General features: G+C 67.9%; 20 protein-coding genes and 2 pseudogenes. 12 read left to right on the top strand and 10 right to left on the bottom strand.

The genetic code is table 11. From position 1 onward, the window contains the following. The first annotated feature begins 583 nt into the window (after positions 1-583). The 5 genes from N4G66_RS43235 (at position 584) to N4G66_RS43215 (ending at position 4808) form a co-directional block, all read left to right on the top strand. Positions 584-1081 (top strand): hypothetical protein, encoded by a 498-nt coding sequence (locus N4G66_RS43235; protein WP_261709808.1) that lies wholly within the window; start codon positions 584-586, stop codon positions 1079-1081. Between the two features lie 296 nt (positions 1082-1377). After that, a complete protein-coding gene (locus tag N4G66_RS43230) occupies positions 1378-1734 on the top strand; it encodes an STAS domain-containing protein (RefSeq protein ID WP_261709807.1) in 357 nt (118 codons plus the stop codon). Then, the gene (locus N4G66_RS43225) at positions 1734-2666 is read left to right on the top strand and encodes a sensor histidine kinase (protein ID WP_261709806.1); all 933 of its coding nucleotides are present in this window, start codon (positions 1734-1736) and stop codon (positions 2664-2666) included. Before N4G66_RS43230 ends, N4G66_RS43225 begins: the two co-directional genes overlap by 1 nt. 442 nt (positions 2667-3108) lie before the next feature. Further along, complete coding sequence (locus N4G66_RS43220; protein ID WP_391858984.1) at positions 3109-4374, top strand: IS701 family transposase; 1266 nt, start codon at positions 3109-3111, stop codon at positions 4372-4374. Positions 4375-4550: 176 nt separating this feature from the next. Then, positions 4551-4808 (top strand): N-acetyltransferase, encoded by a 258-nt coding sequence (locus tag N4G66_RS43215; RefSeq protein ID WP_261709805.1) that lies wholly within the window; start codon positions 4551-4553, stop codon positions 4806-4808. Positions 4809-5633: 825 nt separating this feature from the next. On the opposite strand, the gene N4G66_RS43210 is transcribed toward N4G66_RS43215, so the two are convergent. From N4G66_RS43210 to N4G66_RS43180, 7 genes and pseudogenes are all read right to left on the bottom strand, one after another. Beyond that, on the bottom strand, positions 5634-5900 hold the full coding sequence (locus tag N4G66_RS43210; RefSeq protein WP_261709804.1) for a DUF4235 domain-containing protein: 267 nt from the start codon (positions 5898-5900) through the stop codon (positions 5634-5636). 4 nt (positions 5901-5904) lie between these two features. Beyond that, positions 5905-6357: a DUF3618 domain-containing protein gene (locus N4G66_RS43205; RefSeq protein ID WP_261709803.1), complete on the bottom strand. Its 453-nt coding sequence runs from the start codon at positions 6355-6357 to the stop codon at positions 5905-5907. Further along, positions 6354-6725 (bottom strand): phage holin family protein, encoded by a 372-nt coding sequence (locus tag N4G66_RS43200; RefSeq protein ID WP_261709811.1) that lies wholly within the window; start codon positions 6723-6725, stop codon positions 6354-6356. The genes N4G66_RS43205 and N4G66_RS43200 overlap by 4 nt, the downstream gene beginning before the upstream one ends. A 225-nt stretch (positions 6726-6950) precedes the next feature. Next, positions 6951-7496, bottom strand: coding sequence for a phosphatase PAP2 family protein (locus tag N4G66_RS43195; protein WP_261709802.1), 546 nt, complete (start codon positions 7494-7496; stop codon positions 6951-6953). 52 nt (positions 7497-7548) lie between these two features. Then, entirely contained in the window at positions 7549-8553 is a 1005-nt protein-coding gene (locus N4G66_RS43190) for a YihY/virulence factor BrkB family protein (RefSeq protein ID WP_261709801.1), read from the bottom strand. 424 nt (positions 8554-8977) lie between these two features. Further along, a pseudogene (locus tag N4G66_RS43185) lies at positions 8978-9497 on the bottom strand (formate dehydrogenase); the annotation flags it as partial. 89 nt (positions 9498-9586) lie between these two features. Continuing rightward, positions 9587-9853: a hypothetical protein gene (locus N4G66_RS43180; protein WP_261709800.1), complete on the bottom strand. Its 267-nt coding sequence runs from the start codon at positions 9851-9853 to the stop codon at positions 9587-9589. Positions 9854-10230: 377 nt separating this feature from the next. Between N4G66_RS43180 and N4G66_RS43175 the strand changes: the two genes are divergently transcribed. The 3 genes from N4G66_RS43175 to N4G66_RS43165 all read left to right on the top strand — a co-directional run bounded on the left by N4G66_RS43175 (position 10231) and on the right by N4G66_RS43165 (position 12769). Further along, complete coding sequence (locus tag N4G66_RS43175; protein ID WP_391858983.1) at positions 10231-11256, top strand: SDR family NAD(P)-dependent oxidoreductase; 1026 nt, start codon at positions 10231-10233, stop codon at positions 11254-11256. Between the two features lie 39 nt (positions 11257-11295). Continuing rightward, a complete protein-coding gene (locus N4G66_RS43170) occupies positions 11296-12480 on the top strand; it encodes an alcohol dehydrogenase catalytic domain-containing protein (RefSeq protein WP_261709798.1) in 1185 nt (394 codons plus the stop codon). Positions 12481-12556: 76 nt separating this feature from the next. Beyond that, positions 12557-12769, top strand: coding sequence for a hypothetical protein (locus N4G66_RS43165; RefSeq protein WP_261709797.1), 213 nt, complete (start codon positions 12557-12559; stop codon positions 12767-12769). 86 nt (positions 12770-12855) lie between these two features. Here the strand turns inward: N4G66_RS43165 and N4G66_RS43160 are convergent. Next, positions 12856-13029: pseudogene (locus N4G66_RS43160) on the bottom strand (ornithine decarboxylase); the annotation flags it as partial. A 314-nt stretch (positions 13030-13343) separates the two neighbouring features. On the opposite strand from N4G66_RS43160, the gene N4G66_RS43155 reads away from it, so the two are divergent. The 3 genes from N4G66_RS43155 to N4G66_RS43140 all read left to right on the top strand — a co-directional run bounded on the left by N4G66_RS43155 (position 13344) and on the right by N4G66_RS43140 (position 15750). Then, complete coding sequence (locus tag N4G66_RS43155; protein ID WP_261709796.1) at positions 13344-13592, top strand: hypothetical protein; 249 nt, start codon at positions 13344-13346, stop codon at positions 13590-13592. A 286-nt stretch (positions 13593-13878) separates the two neighbouring features. Continuing rightward, the gene (locus N4G66_RS43145; protein ID WP_315903765.1) at positions 13879-14670 is read left to right on the top strand and encodes a histone protein; all 792 of its coding nucleotides are present in this window, start codon (positions 13879-13881) and stop codon (positions 14668-14670) included. 6 nt (positions 14671-14676) lie between these two features. Beyond that, the gene (locus tag N4G66_RS43140; RefSeq protein WP_261709795.1) at positions 14677-15750 is read left to right on the top strand and encodes an SRPBCC family protein; all 1074 of its coding nucleotides are present in this window, start codon (positions 14677-14679) and stop codon (positions 15748-15750) included. A gap of 83 nt (positions 15751-15833) precedes the next feature. Here the strand turns inward: N4G66_RS43140 and N4G66_RS43135 are convergent, their stop codons facing one another. After that, positions 15834-16817, bottom strand: coding sequence for a glycosyltransferase family 2 protein (locus tag N4G66_RS43135; protein WP_261709794.1), 984 nt, complete (start codon positions 16815-16817; stop codon positions 15834-15836). 104 nt (positions 16818-16921) lie between these two features. Between N4G66_RS43135 and N4G66_RS43130 the strand changes: the two genes are divergently transcribed. Then, positions 16922-18970 (top strand): GtrA family protein, encoded by a 2049-nt coding sequence (locus N4G66_RS43130; protein WP_261709793.1) that lies wholly within the window; start codon positions 16922-16924, stop codon positions 18968-18970. Positions 18971-19428: 458 nt separating this feature from the next. Here N4G66_RS43130 and N4G66_RS43125 read toward each other — a convergent pair whose 3' ends face one another. Further along, positions 19429-20580, bottom strand: coding sequence for a glycosyltransferase (locus N4G66_RS43125; RefSeq protein ID WP_261709809.1), 1152 nt, complete (start codon positions 20578-20580; stop codon positions 19429-19431). Between the last annotated feature and the right edge of the window lie 395 nt (positions 20581-20975).

Below are 20975 nucleotides of genomic sequence, written 5' to 3'. Positions count from 1 at the left end.
GTCGACCGGCTGGGAGTTCCCACAGTCACACGATCAGGCGAGACCGAACCGGACATCAGGTCACGTACCGCCCTCTGAGAACTGCGGCCCACTCGTTGACCGCCGCTACCGACCTCGGCGCCGACATTGGCGAACCGAGGTCGCGGCGCGACTGACTCACCCGCCGGCTTTCCCAGCGCCACCACGTTCCGGCCGACGCTGTCGCCCAACCCTCGCTGACCGCCGCCAAGTTGCGGGAGATCACTGATGTACTCGCCTCCCCCTGACCCTGGCACTGAACAGCGCATGCGCGCCCACCGAGCCCGCGCCGCCAAGGCCCTGGACGTCCAGACCGAGCCGGGCGGGGAGTTTTGGGGGTGGGCCGGGCGCACCTTGGGTGCCCCGGCCCGCACCGCCGCTGGTGCACCCGTTTGGCTGCGGCTGGTGTCCGCGCCGGCGGACAAGGCGTCGGGGAAGCTGTGGGACGGCGCCACCGACGCACAGGTGGCCTTCGGTGACCTCGACGGACACCGGCCCGCGCTGCTGGGGATGTACGAAGCCGTCGGTGATGCCACCGCCTACCGGGCGGAGTTGTCGGTGCGCGTTGGACCAGCCGGTCCTGTCCGACGACCCGATCCTCCAGCACGACCTCCAACTGCCGGACTCCTGGTGGGCCGAACTCGCCGGGACGCTGGAGAAGGTGGCGGCTGTCGACACCGACCGCGTCGCCGTACGTCAGCAGTACATGGACCGGGCCATCCCCGAGTTCGTGGGCATCCCGGCGCCCGCCGTGACCTGCTGGACCACCGCCCACGCCGACCTGCACTGGGCCAACCTCGCCGCGCCCCTGCGGCTTCTGGACTGGGAGGGATGGGGGCAGGCTCCGGAGGGCTTCGACGCCGCCACGCTCTACGCCTACTCCCTGCTCCAGCCGGACACCGCTGCCCGCGTCCGCGATGCCTTCCCCGTCCTGGGCAGCCCGGCCGGCTTCGCCGCCGAAGCGACCGTGTGCGCCCAGCTGCTCCAGACCGTGGCCCGCGGCGACAACCCGGTTCTTGAAGACCAGCTTCGGAACTGGTCTGGGGAACTCCGCCACCGCTGACCGGGTTCCCCAGTTGCAGGTCCTCGCGGGCTCCTGGTCCGAACAGCTGGTTCGCCGACAGCACTGGCCTCGGGCCTCAAGAGACCTGGGGTCGGGGTCGTGCGTGGGGCGCTGGAGCCGAACGATGTCGATCAAGGCCAGTCGTCCGTCCGCACTGGGGTATTGCCTTGGGAGGGAGGGGCCTGCACCTGTCCGGGGCTGGCCTGTCTGCCGGGATACACTCCCGCGCTGGGGGAGTTTCTCTCCTGCCCGTGCCAGGGCGGTCGGCAGGTGCCTTGATGTGAAGGAGTCCGAGCGTGGATGCCCCGCATGCGGTGGGCGGAGCCGGCGCGGTGGCGCCCGGGAAGGTCGCGTTGGAGGTGAGCCCGTTGCCCGGCGGTCGTTCTGGGATACGTGCCCGCGGTGAGATCAGCGCCCTCACGCGTCCGTCCTGGGAGCAGGCTCTGACGGAGCTGGCCCGGCGGCACGCGGGCGTGTCGTACGTGGAGCTGGCGGACGTGGTGTTCGTCGACGTGGCCGGGGTGAGCGCGCTGGCGATCACTGCCATGAACCTGCCGGGCGGACGGGTCGTGGTGGAGCATCCGCCGCCGCAGTTGCCGCGGGTTTTGGAGATGTTCTGGCCGGGTCTGGACCGGATCGAGGTGGTTCTGTGATGAGCACGGTGACCACCCACGAGGCGTTCGTGCACCCTGCCCTGTTCTACCGCACCGAGCAGGAGTACACGCGGCAGACGGTGTCGTTCCTGCGCGAGGGTCTGGCCAACGGCGAGCCGATGGCCGTCGCGGTGCCCGGCCCCAACCTGGAACTGATCAAGAGCGGGCTGGGCGTGGATGCCGAGGGCATCCTGTTCCTGGACATGACCGAGGCCGGCCGCAATCCCGGGCGGATCATCCCCAAGGTGCTGCGCGGGTTCGCCGACGCACACCCGCAGGGGCGGGTGCGGATCATCGGTGAACCGATCTGGGCCGGGCGCAGCGCGGTGGAGTACCCGGCGTGCGCGCAGCACGAGGCTCTGATCAATGCCGCGTTCGAGGGCAGGGCGGTGACGATCCTGTGCCCGTACGACGAGGTGCGGCTGGATCCGCATGTGATCGCCGATGCGAAGGTTACCCACCCGACCGTCATCAGCGGGGAGGGCCGTGAGTCGGTCAGTGACGCCTACGACTGGCAGGCGGTCGTCGATCGGTACAACCAGGCGCTTGCGCCGACACCGGACGCCGCGGCCTTCTCCTACGGCGGGGAGGACCTTCCGGCGGTCCGCCAGTTCGCTCTCGCTCAGGCGATGCGGCTGGGCCTGGCCGGAGAGCAGCTGATGGATGTGGAGCTGGCGGTCGCGGAGCTGACGACCAACAGCGTGGTCCACGGCGGAGGCCGCGGGACGCTCACGGTCTGGGCCGAGCAGGGGCAGCTGGTGTGTGAGGTCCGCGATGCGGGCCGGCTGACCGATCCGCTGGCCGGCCGCCGCCCGCCGGAGCGCGGCCAGCTGGGCGGCCGGGGCCTGATGCTGGTCCACTACGTGGCCGACCTGGTGCGCGTGCACACCGGCGACGACGGCACGACCGTGCGCTTCTACCTCAGCTTGTGACAGCGCGCGTGGGCGGCCACCTGTCCGGGTGGCCGCCCGCCCCGCTTCTGCTTTCACGCCGCAAAAGGGCACAAGCAGTTCTCCACCGTGATCCTGGGCCGGGTGACCACCCGCACCTGGAACCAGCTCGCCCCGCACATCGCCTCCACCCCGAAGGGCAACACCCACCCCGGCCGCGTGGGTCGCCGCCACGGCGGCCGGTGAGAACTGACCCCGGCCCGGACACACCACGGGCCCCGGGGAATCAGCCATGACATCCCCGGGGCCCGGCTTTATGGAGTCACGCTGTTCAACGACGCCGCGACATCCGCGTCACGCACGCGCCACCCGGTCTCCGGTGGGAGCGCTCAGCCTTCCTCGCCCTGTGACGGCTCTAGTAGGGCTTGGTCAGGTCGGTTGTCGTGGTGCGTGTCCTGTCGGCCCGGTGTGACGTTGACAGTGGGTGACTCCGGACGAGATGGCTGTGGTGCGTGGTGAGTTGGAGGCGTTCGCGGCGGAGGTGTTCGAGCCGTTCGCGCGCAAGGATCAGCGCCGGTGGGGGCAGGTCTATCTGCGGGGGCTGCTGACCGACGGTCAGCGCAAGTCGGTCGAGCCGATGGCCGCCCGGCTCGGGGAGGACGGCAATCGTCAGGCACTGGCCAACTTCATCACCACCAGCCCCTGGGATCCGGCACATCTCCGGGCCCAGCTCGCCTGGCGGATGGAGAAGGCGATCGGGCCGGACGCCCTGATCTTTGACGACACCGGCTTTCTGAAGGACGGGAGTGCCTCGGCGTGTGTGTCGCGGCAGTACACCGGCACCGCGGGCAAGGTCACCAACTGCCAGGTCGGCGTCTCGCTCCACCTCGCGTCCGACCACGCTTCTGCGGCGGTCAACTGGCGGCTGTTCCTGCCCCCGAGCTGGGATCCCGCCTCGCCGAAGGCCGACGCGGACAAGATCGCCCGACGTGCGGCCTGCGGCATCCCCGACGATGTCGGTCATGTGGAGAAGTGGCAGCTGGCCCTGGACATGCTGGATGAGACCCGCTCCTGGGGACTCGAGGTGCCGCTGGCCGTCGCCGACGCCGGATACGGAGACGCCGCCGCCTTCCGGCACGGACTGCAGGAACGCGGCCTGAACTATGTGGTGGGGATCTCCGCCACACTGTCGGCCCAGAGCGCCGACGCGGTGCCGGTGGCCGAGCCGTACTCCGGGTTGGGACGTCCGCCGGTGGCGAAGTATCCCGACAAGCCGCGGTCGGTGAAGGAGTTGGTCCTCGCGGCAGGTCGGCAGGCGGCTCGGCCGGTGCAGTGGCGGGAGGGCTCCCGGCCCGGCACCGGCCGATCGGGCCGCAGGCGGATGTACTCCCGTTTCGTGGCCCTGCGCATCCGGCCTGCCGGACGAGAGGTCCGCCAGAACGTCGACGGCCCGGAACTGCCCGTGTGCTGGCTGCTGGCCCAATGGCCCGTCGGCGAGAGTGAGCCGGTGCAGTACTGGCTGTCCGACCTGCCTTCCGGCATGCCCCTGACCGCCCTGGTCCGCCTCGCCAAACTCCGCTGGCGCATCGAGCACGACTACCGGGAGATGAAACAGGCCCTGGGACTGGCTCACTTCGAGGGCCGCACCTGGAACGGATGGCACCACCACGTCACCCTTGTTTCCGTCGCGCACGCCTTTTGCGCCCTGCAACGACTGGCCCAGGCCCCAAAAGACCCGGCGCCGGCCTGAGCCTCTACCGGGTCGTCCGCGAGCTACAGACACTCCTCGCCCTCTGGACCGGCGCCTGCCCCACCTGCCACCGCGACATACCCACATCCATATCAACCTGACCAGGCACTACTAGGGCCTTGCCCAGGGCAAGGCCCTGTCTCCTGCTGGTACACATCCGCAGGGTGATCGGGCGTGTGACCTATCGAGCGTGCGACAGGTGCGCCGAGGGCGTGATCACCGACGTCGTCCTGGACGAACCGTTCCGCGACTGCGGGCTGAGCACCAGCGCACTGTCACATCTGCGTTCCCTGTATCCCGACGTCACCTGGCGCACCACGCTGGACACTCGCCTCACTCGCACTCTGCTGCGCCGGATGCGCGTCTCCAAGACGACTGCGGGCGGGAGTTGCTCCCACGGCCGGCCTGGTGTTACTGCGCGTGCTGGTAGTTGAGGGTCAGCCCAGCAGTCGGGCCCGGACGGGAGGACAGCCCGCCTGCATGCCGCTGGTTGGCCAAGCGTGTTCGGCGGCCGTTCACATCCCCCTCAGCGGCTTCCATCCCCGGCGGAAGAATCGTCGGGGTTGACGCCGGTATAGGCCGAGGCGTCCTTCGTGCCGCTGGGGCGGCGGGATTCTCCGCGGCGTCCGGTGTCGTGCATGCCTTCGGACTTTCTTCGGTCTTCGCCACTCGCGGTCAAGCTGTCTGAGGGTGTGCCCACTCCCGATGCCTCTTTCTCTTCCTTCGTAGGCACCTTGCGGGGCCTGTCGGGCTCAGGGGCGTACTTGTCGGGGTGGAAGCTGCGGTGGGCGCTGGGGTTCGGTTGCTGTGACTCGTCGTCCACGGACGGGCCCCAGCGCAGCTGACGCTCTCCGTCGGATTTGCGCGGTCCTGGCCCCTGCGGGGGCTGCTTCGCTGTATTCGCCATTGCGGGACCTCTCGTCGTTGCAGGTTGTGCGGTGGCTCTCCTTGCGATGCAGACTGAGCACCACAAGCGCCGAGTGTCCCGTCACGGGTGCACAAAACGTGACATAGCGGTCCCGTCGGTCCACCATGCTGTGCCGGTTTGCGGGGACGGGGCGTACTGCAGGAGCAGCTGGTCCAGATCCCAGCCGATGTCGGTCGAAAGAGAGATCATCGGGGTTCGGCAACGTGACGGACCTCGACGTCTGTCCGCTGTCAGACCACTCTGATGCCGGTCCGGAAGGTGGCGTCGGTCGTGGTGGCAGTGGCTGGCGTGGGACCGGACTCCGCGTCCTGCCGGCCCCCACGTTGCTTTGTCAGCCGGGCCAGGTTCCCGTCAGGCTGCGCGTAGTGGCGGCGCCGGCGCGGTCGACGGCGGCCTTGACCGCAGCGAAGATGGCGCCCTGGAGCGTCGCCGCCAGGAGAACCTCGCTCCACGTGCGGTCCTCGTCGGTGGCGTCGGGAGCGTCTTTGTCGTGACCGAGTACCTTCCATGCCTGTTTGAAAGCGGCCCCGGCGATCACGCCGCTGACAGCGCCCAAGGCGAGCCCGACCGGTTTGTAGGCGATCTTCGAGGCTTTCATCTGCTCAGCCCTTCTTGCGGCGGCCGGCCAGCCACAGCACAGTGACGCCCGCGGCAGCAGCGACCAGCAGCACGGTGCGGTTGTCCCGCGCCAGCTGCGCAGACCGGGCCGCCTTCTGCCGCAGGGGTGCGGGCGCCTTCTCCTCCCACACCCGTCCGGCGCGAGCCGCCGTAGCGCGGACCTGCCCCGCCGCCTGGGCGGCCTTGTCCTTGACCGAGTCGGGCAGCATGTCCTGGACCTGGGAGGTGGCCTTCGCAGCCTGGGCCTTGAGCACGTCAGCCTTGACGACGGCCTGCTCCTTCAGCTCGCCGGCCTTCTGGTGTGCGCGGGCCTTGACGTCGGTCTTGTCGGCTAGGGCCTGGACGGTCTGCCCAAGCTCGTGGCGGGTCTGCTCGACCTGCTCACGGAGCTGTTCGGGGCTGGGGGCGCTCTGCGGGTCGGCGGGCGTGTGGGTCATCGGTGTGCGCTCCTCTTGATCTCGGCCACGTCGGCCTTGACGTTCTCGATCGTGCTCTGGGGTGTCGGCGGGGCGGCCTTACCGGCCTGCTTCTTGCCGCTGAGAGCCAGGACCGCGGCGATGACGCCGAGAACAGCGGTGACGATCAGGGCCGCGGCCCACACCGGCACCACCAGGGCCACAGCTGCGATCACGCCGGCGACCAGCGCCTGGAGCATCAGGAAGCCGACCAGTGAGGCACCGCCGAACAGCGACCCGCTCCTGCCGTAGCGCTTGCCCTTCTCCGTCATCTCCGCCTGCGCCAGCTTCATCTCGCCGCGCACCAGCTCGGTCAGCTGCTGCGAGGCCTGCTGCACCAGCTCACCCACCGGCTCGTGCCCCACGTCGTGCTTCTCTCGGCCCGCCCCGAAGCCGTGCGGTTGTGTACTCGACACGCGATCACCTCCAGCTCTGTTTCGTTCCTGTCGGCCAGACCGTGCTCATCGGGGAGTCCAGGCTGTCCGGTGACTGCGCGAGTACCCCGGACCGTGGAGTTCAGGAGAAAAAACGATCTGGCTCGAACAGGGATGCACTGCGGGGTCGGTGCGGGGCCGCTAGAGGCAATGCCGCAGCAGACGCGGAACATGCAACGTGAGCCAGGCGCTGCCGAGGCCGATCAGGGCGCCAGCGGCGACATCGGTGGGGTAATGGGCGCCCGACTGCACTCGCTCGACGGCCAGCAGAGTGGCGGGCACCGTGCAGAGGGTGCCCGCCAGCGGCCACATGGGCGCGATGGTGGCTGTGAAGGCCACGGCGGCCGCGGTGTGGCCCGAGGGGAAGGAGGAGGAGTCGGGCCGGTCCTCGACCTCATCGTGCTCGATCCACTCCTTGGGCGGGCGGGGCCGGTCGATCAGCTGCTTGCACACCCCGTTGGACACCAGTTGCGCGACGGCGAGCGCGGCAAGCCCCGAGACTGCGGACCTGCGCCCGCGCCCTCCGCCGAACGCCGTCATGACCGCCGCGGCGCCGCACCACAGCTTGCTGCTCTCCGCCGCCTCCTCCACCGCCGACAGCAGCCGGCCGATGGCAGGTGGAATGCGGGCGGCAGCCCGCTGCGTCAGATGCCGATCCGCTTTGCCCAACCCCGCTATCAATCTCATGAGCTGCGGATATCCCAGGCGATCCAATACATACCCACCCGGCACCCGGCGGTCATTCTTCGCCTTCGTTCAGGCGGCGCAGGTCGTCCTCGTCCCATTTCCGGGTGTCGCGGGGCTGGGTGTAGGGCTCGGTCTCGGGCGGGAGCCCGCCGGCGATGGCTCGCTGGCGTACCGCCTCGGCGTCGAACTCCAGGCCGAGGAGGATGGCCAGGTTGCTGATCCACAGCCACACCAGGAAGACGACGACGCCGGCCATCGTGCCGTAGGTCTTGTTGTACGACGCGAAGTTGGCCACGTAGAACGCGAATCCGGCGGAGGCGATCATCCAGATCACCAGGGCCAGGAAACTGCCCGGAGTGATCCACTTGAAGCCCTTCACCTTCGCGTTCGGGCACGCCCAGTACAGGATCGCGATCATGACGGTGACCAGCACGACAAGGACCGGCCACTTGGCGATCGACCACACCGTCAGCGCGGTGTCCCCGACCCCCAGCGCCGTGCCCACCTGGCGGGCCACACCACCGGTGAAGACCACGATCAGCGCACTGACCACCGCCAGCACCATCAGGACGACCGTCACGCCGACACGCACCGGCAGGATCTTCCAGACCGGCCGGCCCTCGGGCATGTCGTAGACGGCATTCGCGGCGCGCATGAACGCCGCGACGTAGCCGGACGCGGACCATATGGCCACGACGAGACCGACGACGGCGACGATGGAGCCGAGGCCGGCATTGCCCTGCAGCTGCTCCACCGCGCCGGTGATGATGTCGCGGGCCGGACCGGGTGCGAACTGTTGGAGATTGTCCAGGACCTTGTCCGTGGTCGACTTTCCGGTGATGCCCAGCAGGGAGACCAGGGCCAGCAGGGCAGGGAACAGCGCGAGCACCCCGTAGTAGGTCAGGGCGGCCGCCCGGTCGGTCAGCTCGTCCTTCTTGAACTCCCGCAGACTCCCAGACAAGACCTTGCCCCACGCCCGTTTCGGCAGCTCCGTCGGCCTATCCGGCGCCCGCTCCTCCACCTCGGGCCCGGGCCCAGCCTCCTCGGGCGTCGGCACGTCGGCGACACCATTTTGTTCTTTCCGCCCTGAAGGCTGAATTTCGCCATGCGCGCCGAGTACCCCGGCTCATGGCGTTGAGCAGCGGTCCGCGGGGCGGGTCCAAGCGGAGCACCAAGCGGCCGGACCGCGCCCGGTCGTCATCCGCGTTGCCGCACGGAAGGCGCAGGTGTTTTTAAGAAGGCAACCAACTACCCCGTGTCCACGCCTTCGGTGCCGGGAACTACGCGCCGACGATCAGGGCGGCAACGGCAGCCGATCCCGGCACACCTGGGGGCACCGGCGCGGCGGCGGGCAGTGAAACGGCGGCGGGGGAGGAGACCTTCATCGCGGTGGCGGTGCGTGGGTGGTCGCTGAGCTTAGCCTTGGCGGCGAACACCGAGCCCGCTCCGGTGAGGCCGCCGAGGAAAGGTAGCCGGCGATGCAGTCCGCGTACTGGGTAGTTCTCCTCATTGTCGAGGGTCGCGCCGCCGAGGCTCGCGATGCCGAGCGTGCGGGCGGTGCGTAGGTTGTCCTTCTCTCACCTCCAGGCGCGGCGCCGGGTCTCGACCACCCGGTCGGCGACCGTGTCCATCGCCGTCTCCAGATCCAGCGGTTCCCAGTCGGTGGGGTACGAGCGCCGGTACAGGACCTCGTGCCGGCGCTCGGAGCCGGTGGTGAGCTGGAGGGTGGCCGAGCCCTTGAGGCGGAGGCGGCCTCGGCTGACGGGTGAGGCGGGGTTGCCCTCGATCTGGACTACCTTGTCGTCCTTGACGTAGATCTGCTGGCCGCAGCCGACCGCGCAGTAGGGGCAGACCGACTGCACCACCCGCTCGGCGGTGTCGGTGTGGGGCCTCAGCCGCTTCGTGCGGGGTGACACGGCGGCGCTGCCACGCTCCCCAGCAGGTTGGGGCCGGTGAGGGACGGTAGACGGGCCACTCGGCGATCCACGTTCGCACGCCCATCGTGACTCCCTTCCGGCGCCGGTTCGGTCGGCGGTCGCGGGCCTCGCTGCCCGCGTCACCCGCCCGAGCGCCCGCAGAGCGCGAGGGTGTCAGTCCGTCGGCTCGTCCGGCACCGGGTGCTCGGGGCGGGGGCTGCCGGAGTGCGGGGCGCCCCTGGGGCCGGTGCCCGCCTCGTCCGTGTCGGGGACCTCTGTGCGGGGCTTCTCCGAGTCCTCGGCTTCGCCTTCCGCGCGGCTGGGCTCCGCGCCGGTCCGGTGGCTCTGGGTCGACTGTCCGGGTTCGCCGACGACGTCCAAGGGGTCTTCGTCGGGTGCGGCCTGCTGATCGGGCAGGTCCTTCGGTATGGGCTTCGGCATCGGCCCCTCACCGGTCCCGGGGCCTTGCGGGCGGGGCTCGCTCACGACGTCCTCATTTCCTCGCGCGGGTGTGGCGTGACGCGCAAGTACCCCTCTCGTTCGTGATGATGCGGGTGATCGCCGGACCGTCCCGCGTCCGGCCAGCACCGCCGGTTCGCGGGTGGTAGGGCTAGACATCCGGGTCGAGCGGGTCGTTCGGCAGCGAGGGTGCCGGCTGATGCCCAGCCGCCCGAACCGCCCTCACCCCCCGGCCGCCCCAACCGCCTGGGCCTTCCGCACACCTCGGAGCGCTCGGAGCGCCGAACGGCTTTCGTCTCGGAGCGCACGTCTGTGCGCACCCGATCCGGGTACTCGGAGCCCCTTCCCCTAGCGAGGTGATGAACGTGGCATCGACTCCACGCCGGTCGGATCTGGCCGGCCTGTCCGCACTGGTGACGGGCGGGTCCAGGGGCCTCGGGCTGCTGTTGTCCGCGCGGCTGGCCCAGCGCGGCTGCCTGGTCACGATGGCGGCCCGCGACGAGGACGAACTGCGACGCGGCGCCGAATGGGCCGAGGAGAGGACCGGCAAGAAGTTCTCCACCGCGGTGTGTGACGTCCGTGACCGGCATGCCGTGGAGTCGGTGGTCCGGCGGGCGGATGCCCGGCACGGCGGGCTGGACATCGTCGTGGCCAACGCCGGTGTCATCCAGGTGGCCCCGGTGGCGTCGCTCGACAGCGGGGCCTTCGAGGACGCCATGGACACGATCTTCGGTGGCGCCGTGAACACGGCCATGGCGGCACTCCCCTCCCTGCGCGCGAGTGAGGCGGGAGGCCGGCTGTGTCTCATCGGCTCGGTCGGCGGGCTGCTCGCCGTTCCGCATCTGCTGCCGTATTCGTGCGCCAAGGCCGCCGTCGGAGCGTTGGGCGAGGGACTGCGGGCCGAGACGACCGGAGACGATCTCAGCGTCACGACCGTCCATCCCGGGCTGATGCGCACCGGCTCGCATCTTCAGGCCGAGTTCGGCGGACGCTCCTCTCGGGAGTTCGCCTGGTTCTCGGCTCTCTCGGGGACGCCCGTCCTCTCGATGGACGCCGACCGTGCGGCGGAGCGCATCGTGCGGGCGCTGGAGAAGCGCAGGACCCGCCTGGTGCTGACTCCCGCCGCGCGTGCCGCGTCGGTGGCGCACGGTGTGGCGCCGGCCGCGGTCACCCGGCTCAGCGGCCTCGCCGCGCGGCTCCTGCCCTCTCCCCCGGCCGCGCACGGCGGCGCCGGCGCGGCGGGGCACGGCATCGAGCAGGGCCACGGCATCGATCGGACGGCCTCCACCTGGACGGAGAAGGTACGCAGGCTGGGCAGTGGCCTCAACGACCGGGCCGCCGACCGCTACAACCAGCACATCCCGGGCCCGCCGACCAGCGCCTGACCGACGCGGCGGCCGAGACCCGCGACAGAAGGAGTTCTCATGCGCGCACTGACCTGGCACGGCAAGAGGGACGTCCGTGTGGAGACCGTGCCGGATCCGCGGATCGAGAAGGCCGACGATGTGATCGTACGGATCACGTCGAGCGGCATCTGTGGATCCGACCTTCATCTCTACGAGTTGTTCGGTCCCTATCTGGACCCCGGGGACATCCTGGGGCACGAGCCCATGGGCGTGGTCGAGTATGTCGGGCCCGAGGTCCACGCCCTGAAGCCGGGCGACCGCGTCGTGATCCCGTTCAACGTCTCGTGCCGCGACTGCCACATGTGCGACCGCGGGCTGCACTCGCAGTGCGAGACCACACAGGTCCGTGAACGCGGCACCGGTGCCTCGCTCTTCGGGTACACCAAGCTCTACGGTCAGGTCCCGGGCGGCCAGGCCGAGCTGCTACGGGTCCCGTTCGGCAACAGGCTGCCCATCAAGGTCCCGGACGGGCCACCGGACGACCGCTACGTCTATCTGTCCGACGTCCTGCCGACGGCCTGGCAGGCGGTCGAGTACGCCGACATCCCCGACGGCGGCACCGTGACCGTCCTCGGGCTCGGCCCGATCGGTGACATGGCGACCCGGATCGCACAGCACCGCGGGGCCGGTCTGGTCATCGGGATCGACCCGGTCGCCGACCGGCTCTCCCGCGCCTCCGCCCACGGTGTCACCTGCTTCGACGCCCGACGCGAGGGAACCGAACTGACCGAGTCCGTACACGAGTTGACCGAGGGACGGGGCACCGACGCCGTCATCGACGCCGTCGGGATGGAAGCACACGGAGCACCGTTCGCGAAGGCCGCCCAGTGGGTCACCACCCTGCTTCCGGACAGCGTCGCGCAGCCGCTCATGGAGCGGGCCGGCGTGGACCGGCTGACCGCCCTGCATACCGCCATAGAGCTCGTACGGCGCGGAGGCACGGTCTCCGTCTCCGGCGTGTACGGCGGAGCGGCCAGCCCCATGCCGCTGCTGACCATGTTCGACAAACAGATCCAGCTGCGGATGGGCCAGGCCAACGTGTGGCGCTGGGTCGAGGACATCCTGCCCCTGCTGACCGAAGCCGATCCGCTCGGCGTGGACTCCTTCAAGACCCACGACATGCCGCTGGAGGACGCCCCCAAGGCCTACGCGATGTTCCAGGCCAAGGAGGACGCCATGGTCAAGACGCTCCTCCACCCCTGACCCCGGAATCCACGCCTCGACCCGGATCCACCCATCTCATACGTACGTAACCGCATGAGTGACTGGGAGTTGCCTGATGGAAGAACGACACACCCCTGGCCAGAACCGAGGCGTGGGCGCGTGCAAGGCGTGTGGAAGCAGGCCGGCCGTCCCGTCCGAGGGCGGGACGATGCTGTGCGAGCACTGCTCCCGTCTGCTCGAACTGCCTGACCAGGCAGGACTGGTGGACGACGACGGGGCCGGCGTCCGGCGCGAATTCGAGAACCGCGACGTCCGCCCGGAGGCCTGAAGGCACCGCGTACGCCGCGACATCCGCCCCGCGGGGCCACGAGAACAGCGCGGCTCGTCGGCCAGAAACCGTGAGACCGCTGAGTCTTCGGCGCCGAACCGGACCTTCTTCAGGTACAGGTCCTCGGCATCGGGCAGGAACATTCCGGCCGCGACGCCCGTGGTCAGGTACCGCATGGGCTCGGTCAGTCGTTCGCGGGGCAGGACCTCGGGGATGCCCGGTGGGTGAAGGGTGATCATTTCCGCGGCGATACAGCCGGAGGTCCGGGCGCGCCCGTGTTCCGGCCCGGTTCTGGCACCGGCCGCCCGGCGACACCGTCCGCGGCCTCTGTCTGGCGGCCATGACTCGCTCTCCGTAGACACAAGAGCTCGATGGCTAGGTGAAATGGGGATGGATCGGCCGGACCAAGGAGGGGGCGTGGCAGTGTCACGCGAGGCGTGCAGGGTGCCAGCCCGCGAGCTCCGCACAAAGTCATATTTCAGACGAATAGTCCGAATTGGGTGGAGTGGTCCGGGTACTCCGTCGAGAGGGCTAGCGAACGGAGCACATTGTGATCATCAAGAGGATGCATGACATGGGTATCCGCAGCGAACACGCGTACCTGGCCGCGATGGCATCCATAGGCCTCACCGTCGTCGCCTGGGCCGGCTCCTTGAAGATGGAGCCTGGCCTCGACATCGCCCGGGCCGACCGCTGGGGAATCTACGTCGGCGAATGGGCCCCGACTTTCTTCGGCCTTGGTCTGGCACTTTCCCAGTACGAGCAGCAAGAGGGCGCCACCAGCGCAACTGCTAGCGAACCGCTGGCGCAGAGCATCGGCTGACTCGCGGGCGACCTATCGCGCCCGGGTGAACGGCGTGTCGCTCGAACATGTATACGGAGTGCTGTATGTGTACCGCAGGCTTCGTGTGCTGATCGGAGTTGAACTCTGACCAAACGGTCTCCGGGCCGCGCGGCGCTTCAGTGCTGTGTCCGGGTTCTGCTGAACCGGGAGCTTGAGGACGGAGGCATCAGCCTGGAGGAGTTCGAACGAGAAGAGGAACGGCTGCTCGACCGGCTGCATGTCGCGCAGACCTGTTCCACGTCGAAGGATCGAAGGTGACGAGATCATGGAGGACAAGGAAAAGGTGGCTCTCGCGGCTGCGGTAGTGGGCGGCTATGTGCTGGGCCGTACTAAGAAGGGCCGGCTCGCTCTGTCCATCGCGACCTATCTGGCGGGCCGGCGCTTCGGCCTTGAGCCTCGCCAGCTTGCTGCCGAAGGGATGCGCAGACTGGGGGAGATCCCGCAGGTCGCCGAGTTGCAGGAGCAGTTGCGAGGGGAAGTGCTGGAGGCGGGCCGCAAGGCGATGACCGCCGCTGCCGATCGGGGGATGAGCACGCTTGCAGGCAGCCTCAGTGAGCGTACGGCCCGACTCCTGGAGAAGCCGGATGAAGAGGACGAGGACGAGAGCAAGGGCGAGGAGGACGAGGAGCAGGACGCGCCGGAGGGAGACGCGGAGAACGAGGAGGGGGAAGAGGAAGAAGAGCCCCAGGGCGAGTACGAGGATCAGGCCGAAGAAGGAGAAGAGGAAGAGGAACAACCGGAAGCCGGATACGAGGACGAGGAGGAAGCCGAAGAGGAGGAAGCAGAGGAAGAAGAACCAGAAGAGGAAGGGGAAGAAGAACCGGAGGTGAAGCCGCGGAGGAGCCGCGGTTCACGACCGGATGGGTCGCGCAAGGCATCCGCGCCCGCAACAGGCAAGAAGGCCGCTCCCGCCAGCGGAGACAAGCCTCGGGTGGCGAAGAAGCCGCCGGCGAAGAAGACCGCCGCGAAGAAGACCGCTCCGGCCAAGAAGTCCGCTGCCTCGAAGACGACGTCATCGAAGCGAGCAGCGTCCAAGCGCGCCGGTCGTGGGAGGTAGGCAGCCATGGCCGAGAAGGAAACGGACAAGTCGAAAGAAGGCGCGTCGGGCATGGACAAGCTCCGTGGAGAGCTGTCCAAGTTCGTGTCCGCGCAGGTGGAGAACCTCGCAGAGAAAGCCGGCGACAAACTGACGGACGCCGCCGGACAGCTCAGCGATTCGGCCGAGAGTGGCTCGCTTCCCGCTATCGGGTCCCGCATCCTCCAGGGCGACTCACCGCTGAAGGCCTTCGTTTCGGAGAAGGCCAAGGGTGTCAAGGACAACGTCGTGGAGAAGGCCAAGAGCGCCTTCGGTGGGGGGAAAGGGAAGCGGAAGGCCAGCGGCGGCAAGGTCATGAACATCATCGAGGTTCTCGATGTCGGAGTGCCGCTCCGGGACACCTATGACTACTGGACGCAGTACGACAAGTTCAGCAGCTTCGCCAAGGGTGTTCGCGACGTCTCCAAGGACGATGAGGGCGGGAGCGACTGGAAGGTCAAAGTCGGCCCTTCGTCGCGCAGCTTCAAGGCGACCGTCCAGGAACAGATTCCTGACGACCGCATCGTGTGGACCTCGGAGGGAGCCAAGGGGAGCACCCGCGGCGCGGTCAGCTTCCACGAGCTGGCGCCCACCCTGACCCGAGTCGTCCTCGTGGTCGAGTACTACCCGTCGGGCTTCTTCGAGAAGACGGGCAACCTCTGGCGGGCGCAAGGGCGCCGCATGCGACTGGACTTCAAGAACTTCCAGCGATACGTGACCCTCACCAACGAAGAACCCGAGGGCTGGCGCGGCGAAATCCGTGACGGAGAAGTCGTCGTGTCCCACGATGACGCCGTCGAACAGGAAGAGGCCGAGCAGGAGGAGTCGGAGGGTGAGGAGCCCGAGGAAGGCGCCGACTCCGCAGGCGAGGGCGAAGACGAAGAGGGAGCGGAGGGCGCGTACGAGGGCGAAGAGGAAGAGGGAGCGGAGGGCGCGTACGAGGACGAAGACGAAGAGGGAACGGAGGGCGAAGAGGGGGCGGAAGACAAAGACGGGGCAGAGGACGAGGAAGAGGAAGAAGCTCCCAAGAAGAAGCGAGGACAGAGGCGACGCCGTGAGTGACGTCGACGTCCGGCAGGGGGCCTAACGGATCTCAGACGCATGCGGCGGCGCCCACATACCTTCTCGACTGATGCCCACGGGTTTCAGGGACGCGGAGCTCGGTCGGATGCTGTGTTCACGAGACTCACTGGCACCAACTCCGCGCCTCGGGAGGGGGCGGAGTATCCGAGGTGGGCGAGGCTGGCCTGTTCCTGGCGCATGTGTTTGAACGATTCCAGGATGTAGCCGACGAGCAGCACGAGCACTGCGATGATCATGATTGCTGAGGCGAGAACGGCGGTGGGCAGTCGCGGCACGGTGCCGGTGTGGGCGAACTCGACCACGACGGGCAGGCCCAGGGCGAGGGCGACGATGGTGAAGACGCCAGCGATGACAGCGTGGAACTGGGAGGGGCGCTGCCTGCGTGCCAGCCCCAGGATGAGCTTCAGGATGCGCCAACCGTCGCGGTAGGTGCGGAGCTTGCTGACGCTGCCCGCAGGCCGGTCCTTGAAGCCGACCTCCAATTCGGCTGTGGGAAGTCGCAGGCTGAGCGCGTGGACGGTCATCTCTGTCTCGGTCTCGAACTCGCGAGACAGGGCGGGGAAGGACTTGATGTAACGGCGTGAGAAGACCCGGTAGCCGCTGAGCATGTCGCTGACGTCGTTGCCGAAGAGGAAGCGGACGGCGCCGGTGAGCATCCTGTTGCCGGCCGCATGACCTGGGCGGTAGGCGGTGTCGACGCTCTCGCGGCGTGCTCCGACGACCTGGTCGTAAGGGCCTTCGAAGAGCAGGTCGACCATGTTGCGGGCCTGGGAGGCGTCGTAGGTGTCGTCGCCGTCGATGATGAGGAGCGCGTCGGCCTCGATGTCGGCGAAGGCACGGCGGATGACGTTGCCTTTGCCCTTGCGGGGCTCGTGTCGCACGACGGCGCCGGCAGCGCGGGCCTCGGCGACGGTGTTGTCGGTGGAGGCATTGTCATAGACATAGATGATCGCCTCGGGAAGGGCCGCGCGCAGGTCGCGTACGACTTTGCCGACGGCTGCTTCCTCGTTGTAACAGGGAACGACGCACGCGACGGTGGGTTTCATCGGGACTTCCTCGGCCTCTGGGTTCCCTGCTGCCGGTCAACGCGCCCTCTCATGAGCGACAGTCAGATTTGGTAGCTTTTGCCCCATACGTTACCTTCAGCGTCATGCTGCAGCAGACGGCTTGGTTTCGACGTTCACCCGCGTGGATGCGGACCATCTGGCGAGAGGTCGCGGCCTTCGGAACTGTAGGCGCGCTCGCATTCGTGGTGGAGACGGCGAGTTTCAACCTTCTCGCTTTCGGCCCACCGGGTGAGGGTCCGCTGCACGCCTTCCCGGTCAGCGCCTCGGTCGTCGCTACTTTGTTGGCCATGCTGGTCAGTTGGTTCGGAAACCGTTACTGGACCTACCGCGACCGCAAGGGGCCGGTCGATGCGCGCGAGGTGGCCTGGTTCGTCGGAGTCAATCTGGTGGGCCTCGCAATCACCGCCGCACCCGTGTACGTGTCTCATCAGCTGTTTGGCCTCTCCTCGGCCTTGAGCGACAACGCGGCTCGCCTGGCCGGATGGGCTGTGGCAACCTGGGTCCGCTTTACCGTCTACCGAGGACTTGTCTTCACTTCGCATCGAGAAGACTCCTCCGACGTACCCGGATTGATTCGCCGTTGTACCGGAGCATGGTGCGGCGACAGGCTCTGGCCTGGGTACTTGGCTTTGATGGCCGCGGTCTGCGGCTACGTCGTCTCCACCGTCTTCCACCCCGGCTTCCTCACCGCCGACAGCATCGAACAGCTCCTCCAGGCAAGGGCCGCACGGCCGGTGACCGACTGGCATCCGCCGGTCATGGCGCTGCTCTGGCGCGTCCTTATCCACACCACTGGAGCACTCTCGACGATGGCGGCACTTCAGACAGCCGTGCTCTGGGGAACTCTGTGGGTGCTTGCCGTCGCACTGTGGAAGCGGACGGGAAGCCGCCCCTTGTCGCTGTTGATGCTCACATTCGGCCTCGCCCCGCACATCGCCAACTTCACCGGGGTCGTGTGGAAAGACGTCCACATGGCCTATGCGCTGCTCGCCGTGTGCGCGATCGCACTCTTCGCGCGTGAGTTGCCGGCGGGACACGGCCGGGCACGCTGGGCCCTGCTGGCGCTGGGCTTGCTCTTCTTGGCCTACGCCATCTTGGTCCGCAAGAATGCCTTCCCTGCCGTCCTGCCCCTCCTTCCGATGCTCGTGTTCGCCCTCTGGCCAGCTCCCGGCAGGCGCCGGTGGCTGATCGCCAGCGGTTCCCTGCTGGCGTTTGCCGTGGTCGGCAGCGTGGTGGTCTCATCGGTCACCCACCCCATGGCCACTCGCCAATACGCGCAGATTCCGCTGGACGACGTGACTCACGTCCTCACCCCACAAGAGGTTCGGTCCGCCGCCGAACAGGCCGGTGCCACCTCCTCGTTCCAAAACGACCTCGTGCGCACCGCGCAAAACTGCCAGAGAAAGAAGATCCTGTGGGACGCATATTTCACGTGCTACCCACACCGTCCCGGATACAGGGACAGCATCGGTCCGCACTTCACAGCCGATGAGGCGGATGTGCTGGTGAAGATGTGGGTGCAACAGATGCCGCACGAGGCCGCCGGCTACCTGAAGTACCGCACCCGGACCTTCGCCCGACTGCTCTTCGAGGGCAATCTGCGCTACGCCAGCGGCACATTCGACGGCACACCGAAGAACGTCAAGGTGGATCCGACGTTCGACGCCATCATGAGGTCCTACGTGATGGGCTTCGCCCACGACATTCCGTGGCTCTTCCAGGCATGGTTCTGGCTGGCTGTCGCACTGGTACTGACGCTCCGTCGGCATTGGCCGGGCCCATGGTCCAGGGAACTGCGACTGCTCGGACTGAGTTCCGTGCTCTACATCGCGTGCTACCTACCGACCGCCCCGCAGGCCAACTACCGCTACGTCTACTGGCCCGCGTTGGCCGGGACACTCGCACTGATCCTGATTGCGGCAGAGGCGCTCACCCGCCGCCGCGCCCTCGGCGCCGTGGAACAGGCGTCGGAACGGGCGGCAACGGGCGAGAGGCCCACGCCGCCCGACTCGCCCCGAACACAGCTGGCGCCGGCATCACCCGTATGGCCTGCAGAGCGTGACGCCACGACCGGTAAGGAGGTGGGGCCTCACCCCACCGCCGGTACGCGCCGGGGAGACATCGCCGCCTGATGACTCGCAGTGTGCCGGCCCTGGCCCTCACCGAGCAGCGGGGTCCAGGACCCGCCAGCACAACCCTTTGGCGACACGAGCACAGTCAGAGCGCCGAAAGCGCTGCGCGTTGGCCAATCACTCGATCCTCCGGCCGGGCGCAGCCCGATGGCAGAAGCCACAGGCACGCGCACAATGGATCGAGCCGAACAACAGCAGCCGGGAGTGCAGCCTCTACGGAGATTCGACCGGGAGTTGGAACAGCGTCGGCCGGATGAGAGTGAACCTGGCGACGACGCTGGTGATCGGGCAACGCCGAATTGCCTCGGAGAAGGAACCGCCCTGACACCGCTTCCACAGGTCGGGACGCCGCCCCGGCGACCTTGCTGGAGGCGCAGAGCAGGATCGGCTCCTGGCACATCGAATCTTGAACAAGATGGACTACCGGCCCCACCGCACGACATCGACGAGCGGATCCGCTAGCGATACAACAAGGAGAAGAGACTCTCCCAACGGCTCACTACCTCGCCTGGGGAGAAGCGCTGAATATCCCTGCGAGCCTGTTCACCCATGCGGTTTCGCAGGTCCTGATCGCAGATCAGCCTGTCCAGATGTCGTGCAAAAACGCGGGTGTTCCCTTCCGGTGCAATCAGCCCACTCTCTCCGTCGGTGATGATCTCCCGTACTCCAGGACTCACGTCGAAAGCTACACACGGCAGGGCTGTGGCCATGGCCTCCATAAGCGCCAGAGGAAAACCTTCCCCCCGCGATGGAAGTGCAAAGACCGAGCTTCCATGCAGTGCCCCGAGCACATCCCTGGTGAGACCCTTCCACTCCACCGAGTCGATGATTCCAAGATCCGCTGCCTGCTTCTTCAGCGGTTCTTCCTCCGGGCCCGCACCGTAGATCGCCAGCGTCCAGGAAGGGTGGTCCGGGGCGATCTCGGCCCAGGAATCGAGAAGCAGATCCACTCCCTTCTCCTCGTGGAGTCGACCGATGCTGACCACACGCCTCGCGGTCCGTTGAGAAGGGGCCTCGGGGAAGAACGGAAGTGGGTTCGGCATGCAACCCACATTGTTCATACCTTCCCCGATCCACAGGTCTGCGTCCTCGCGGGTGAGAGCCAGCATCCGGTCCACGTCCGCGTAGAACCGCTTGACCCGTGTGAAGCGGGAGGACTTGCGACAGGTCTCGAACGACTCGTGACTCATGCCGATGACCGGGAAGCCGCACGTGTCGGACAGCGCCACCCACTCCATGGCCCAGACCTGCGTCACGATGATCACGGCCCCAGGCCGCGCTCTGCGGAACAGCGCGGTGAGCTTGGCAGACTGCTCACGCATGCCCGCGTCCCGTTCCGCGCGGCGCCGCCGCTCGCCCACATCGAGCCTGCCTGCCAGCCCGCGCTGAGGTGTACGAGCAGGTGGATGGACGTCGTACAGCGTGACAGTGGAGTACGGCAGGCTCTCACCCCAGTCAGCGCGCTGACTTTCGGGAGCGGGAACGACACCGATCACATGAACAGCATGCCCCCGCTCCGAGAAAAGACAGGCCATCTGATGCACCCAGTTATTGACGCCCCCGATCTCATCCACATTGTTAGAGACGATAAAGATGTCACGGACAGACATCGGGTCATGCGCTTCGACCATTCTGGATCCTGTCGTCGGGGAGAAAGGAGCGCCGAGGAGCGTGACATCGGCGGACTCTTCGTGAAAGACGATGTTCCTGGTGACCTTTACTGCGTTTCCCTGCCCGTCCCGACAGGTGCCGCCGCGAATGCCGCTCCCCATGTCATTTCTGCAGACGGAGCAGGGCCCTGGAGAAAGGCAGAGTCTTCAGGGCCCTGAAAGGCCGGGGAGCCATGTCGGTCACGATAGGAGACCGGCCGTCGGCCTGAACTCCACCACGCTGTCAGGTCACCGGTCCGCAGTAGCCTGCCTGCCGGCAGAGCGTGAAGCCTGCTCCGCGGTGGCCATCGGGCAGTAGGCGCAGGTGCCGGGCGGGGTGTTGGAGGGCCGCCTCA

Source organism: Streptomyces rhizosphaerihabitans (genome assembly GCF_025399795.1).
GTDB classification, from domain to species: Bacteria; Actinomycetota; Actinomycetes; order Streptomycetales; family Streptomycetaceae; genus Streptomyces; species Streptomyces rhizosphaerihabitans.
This window is presented reverse-complemented; position numbering and strand designations above follow the sequence as displayed.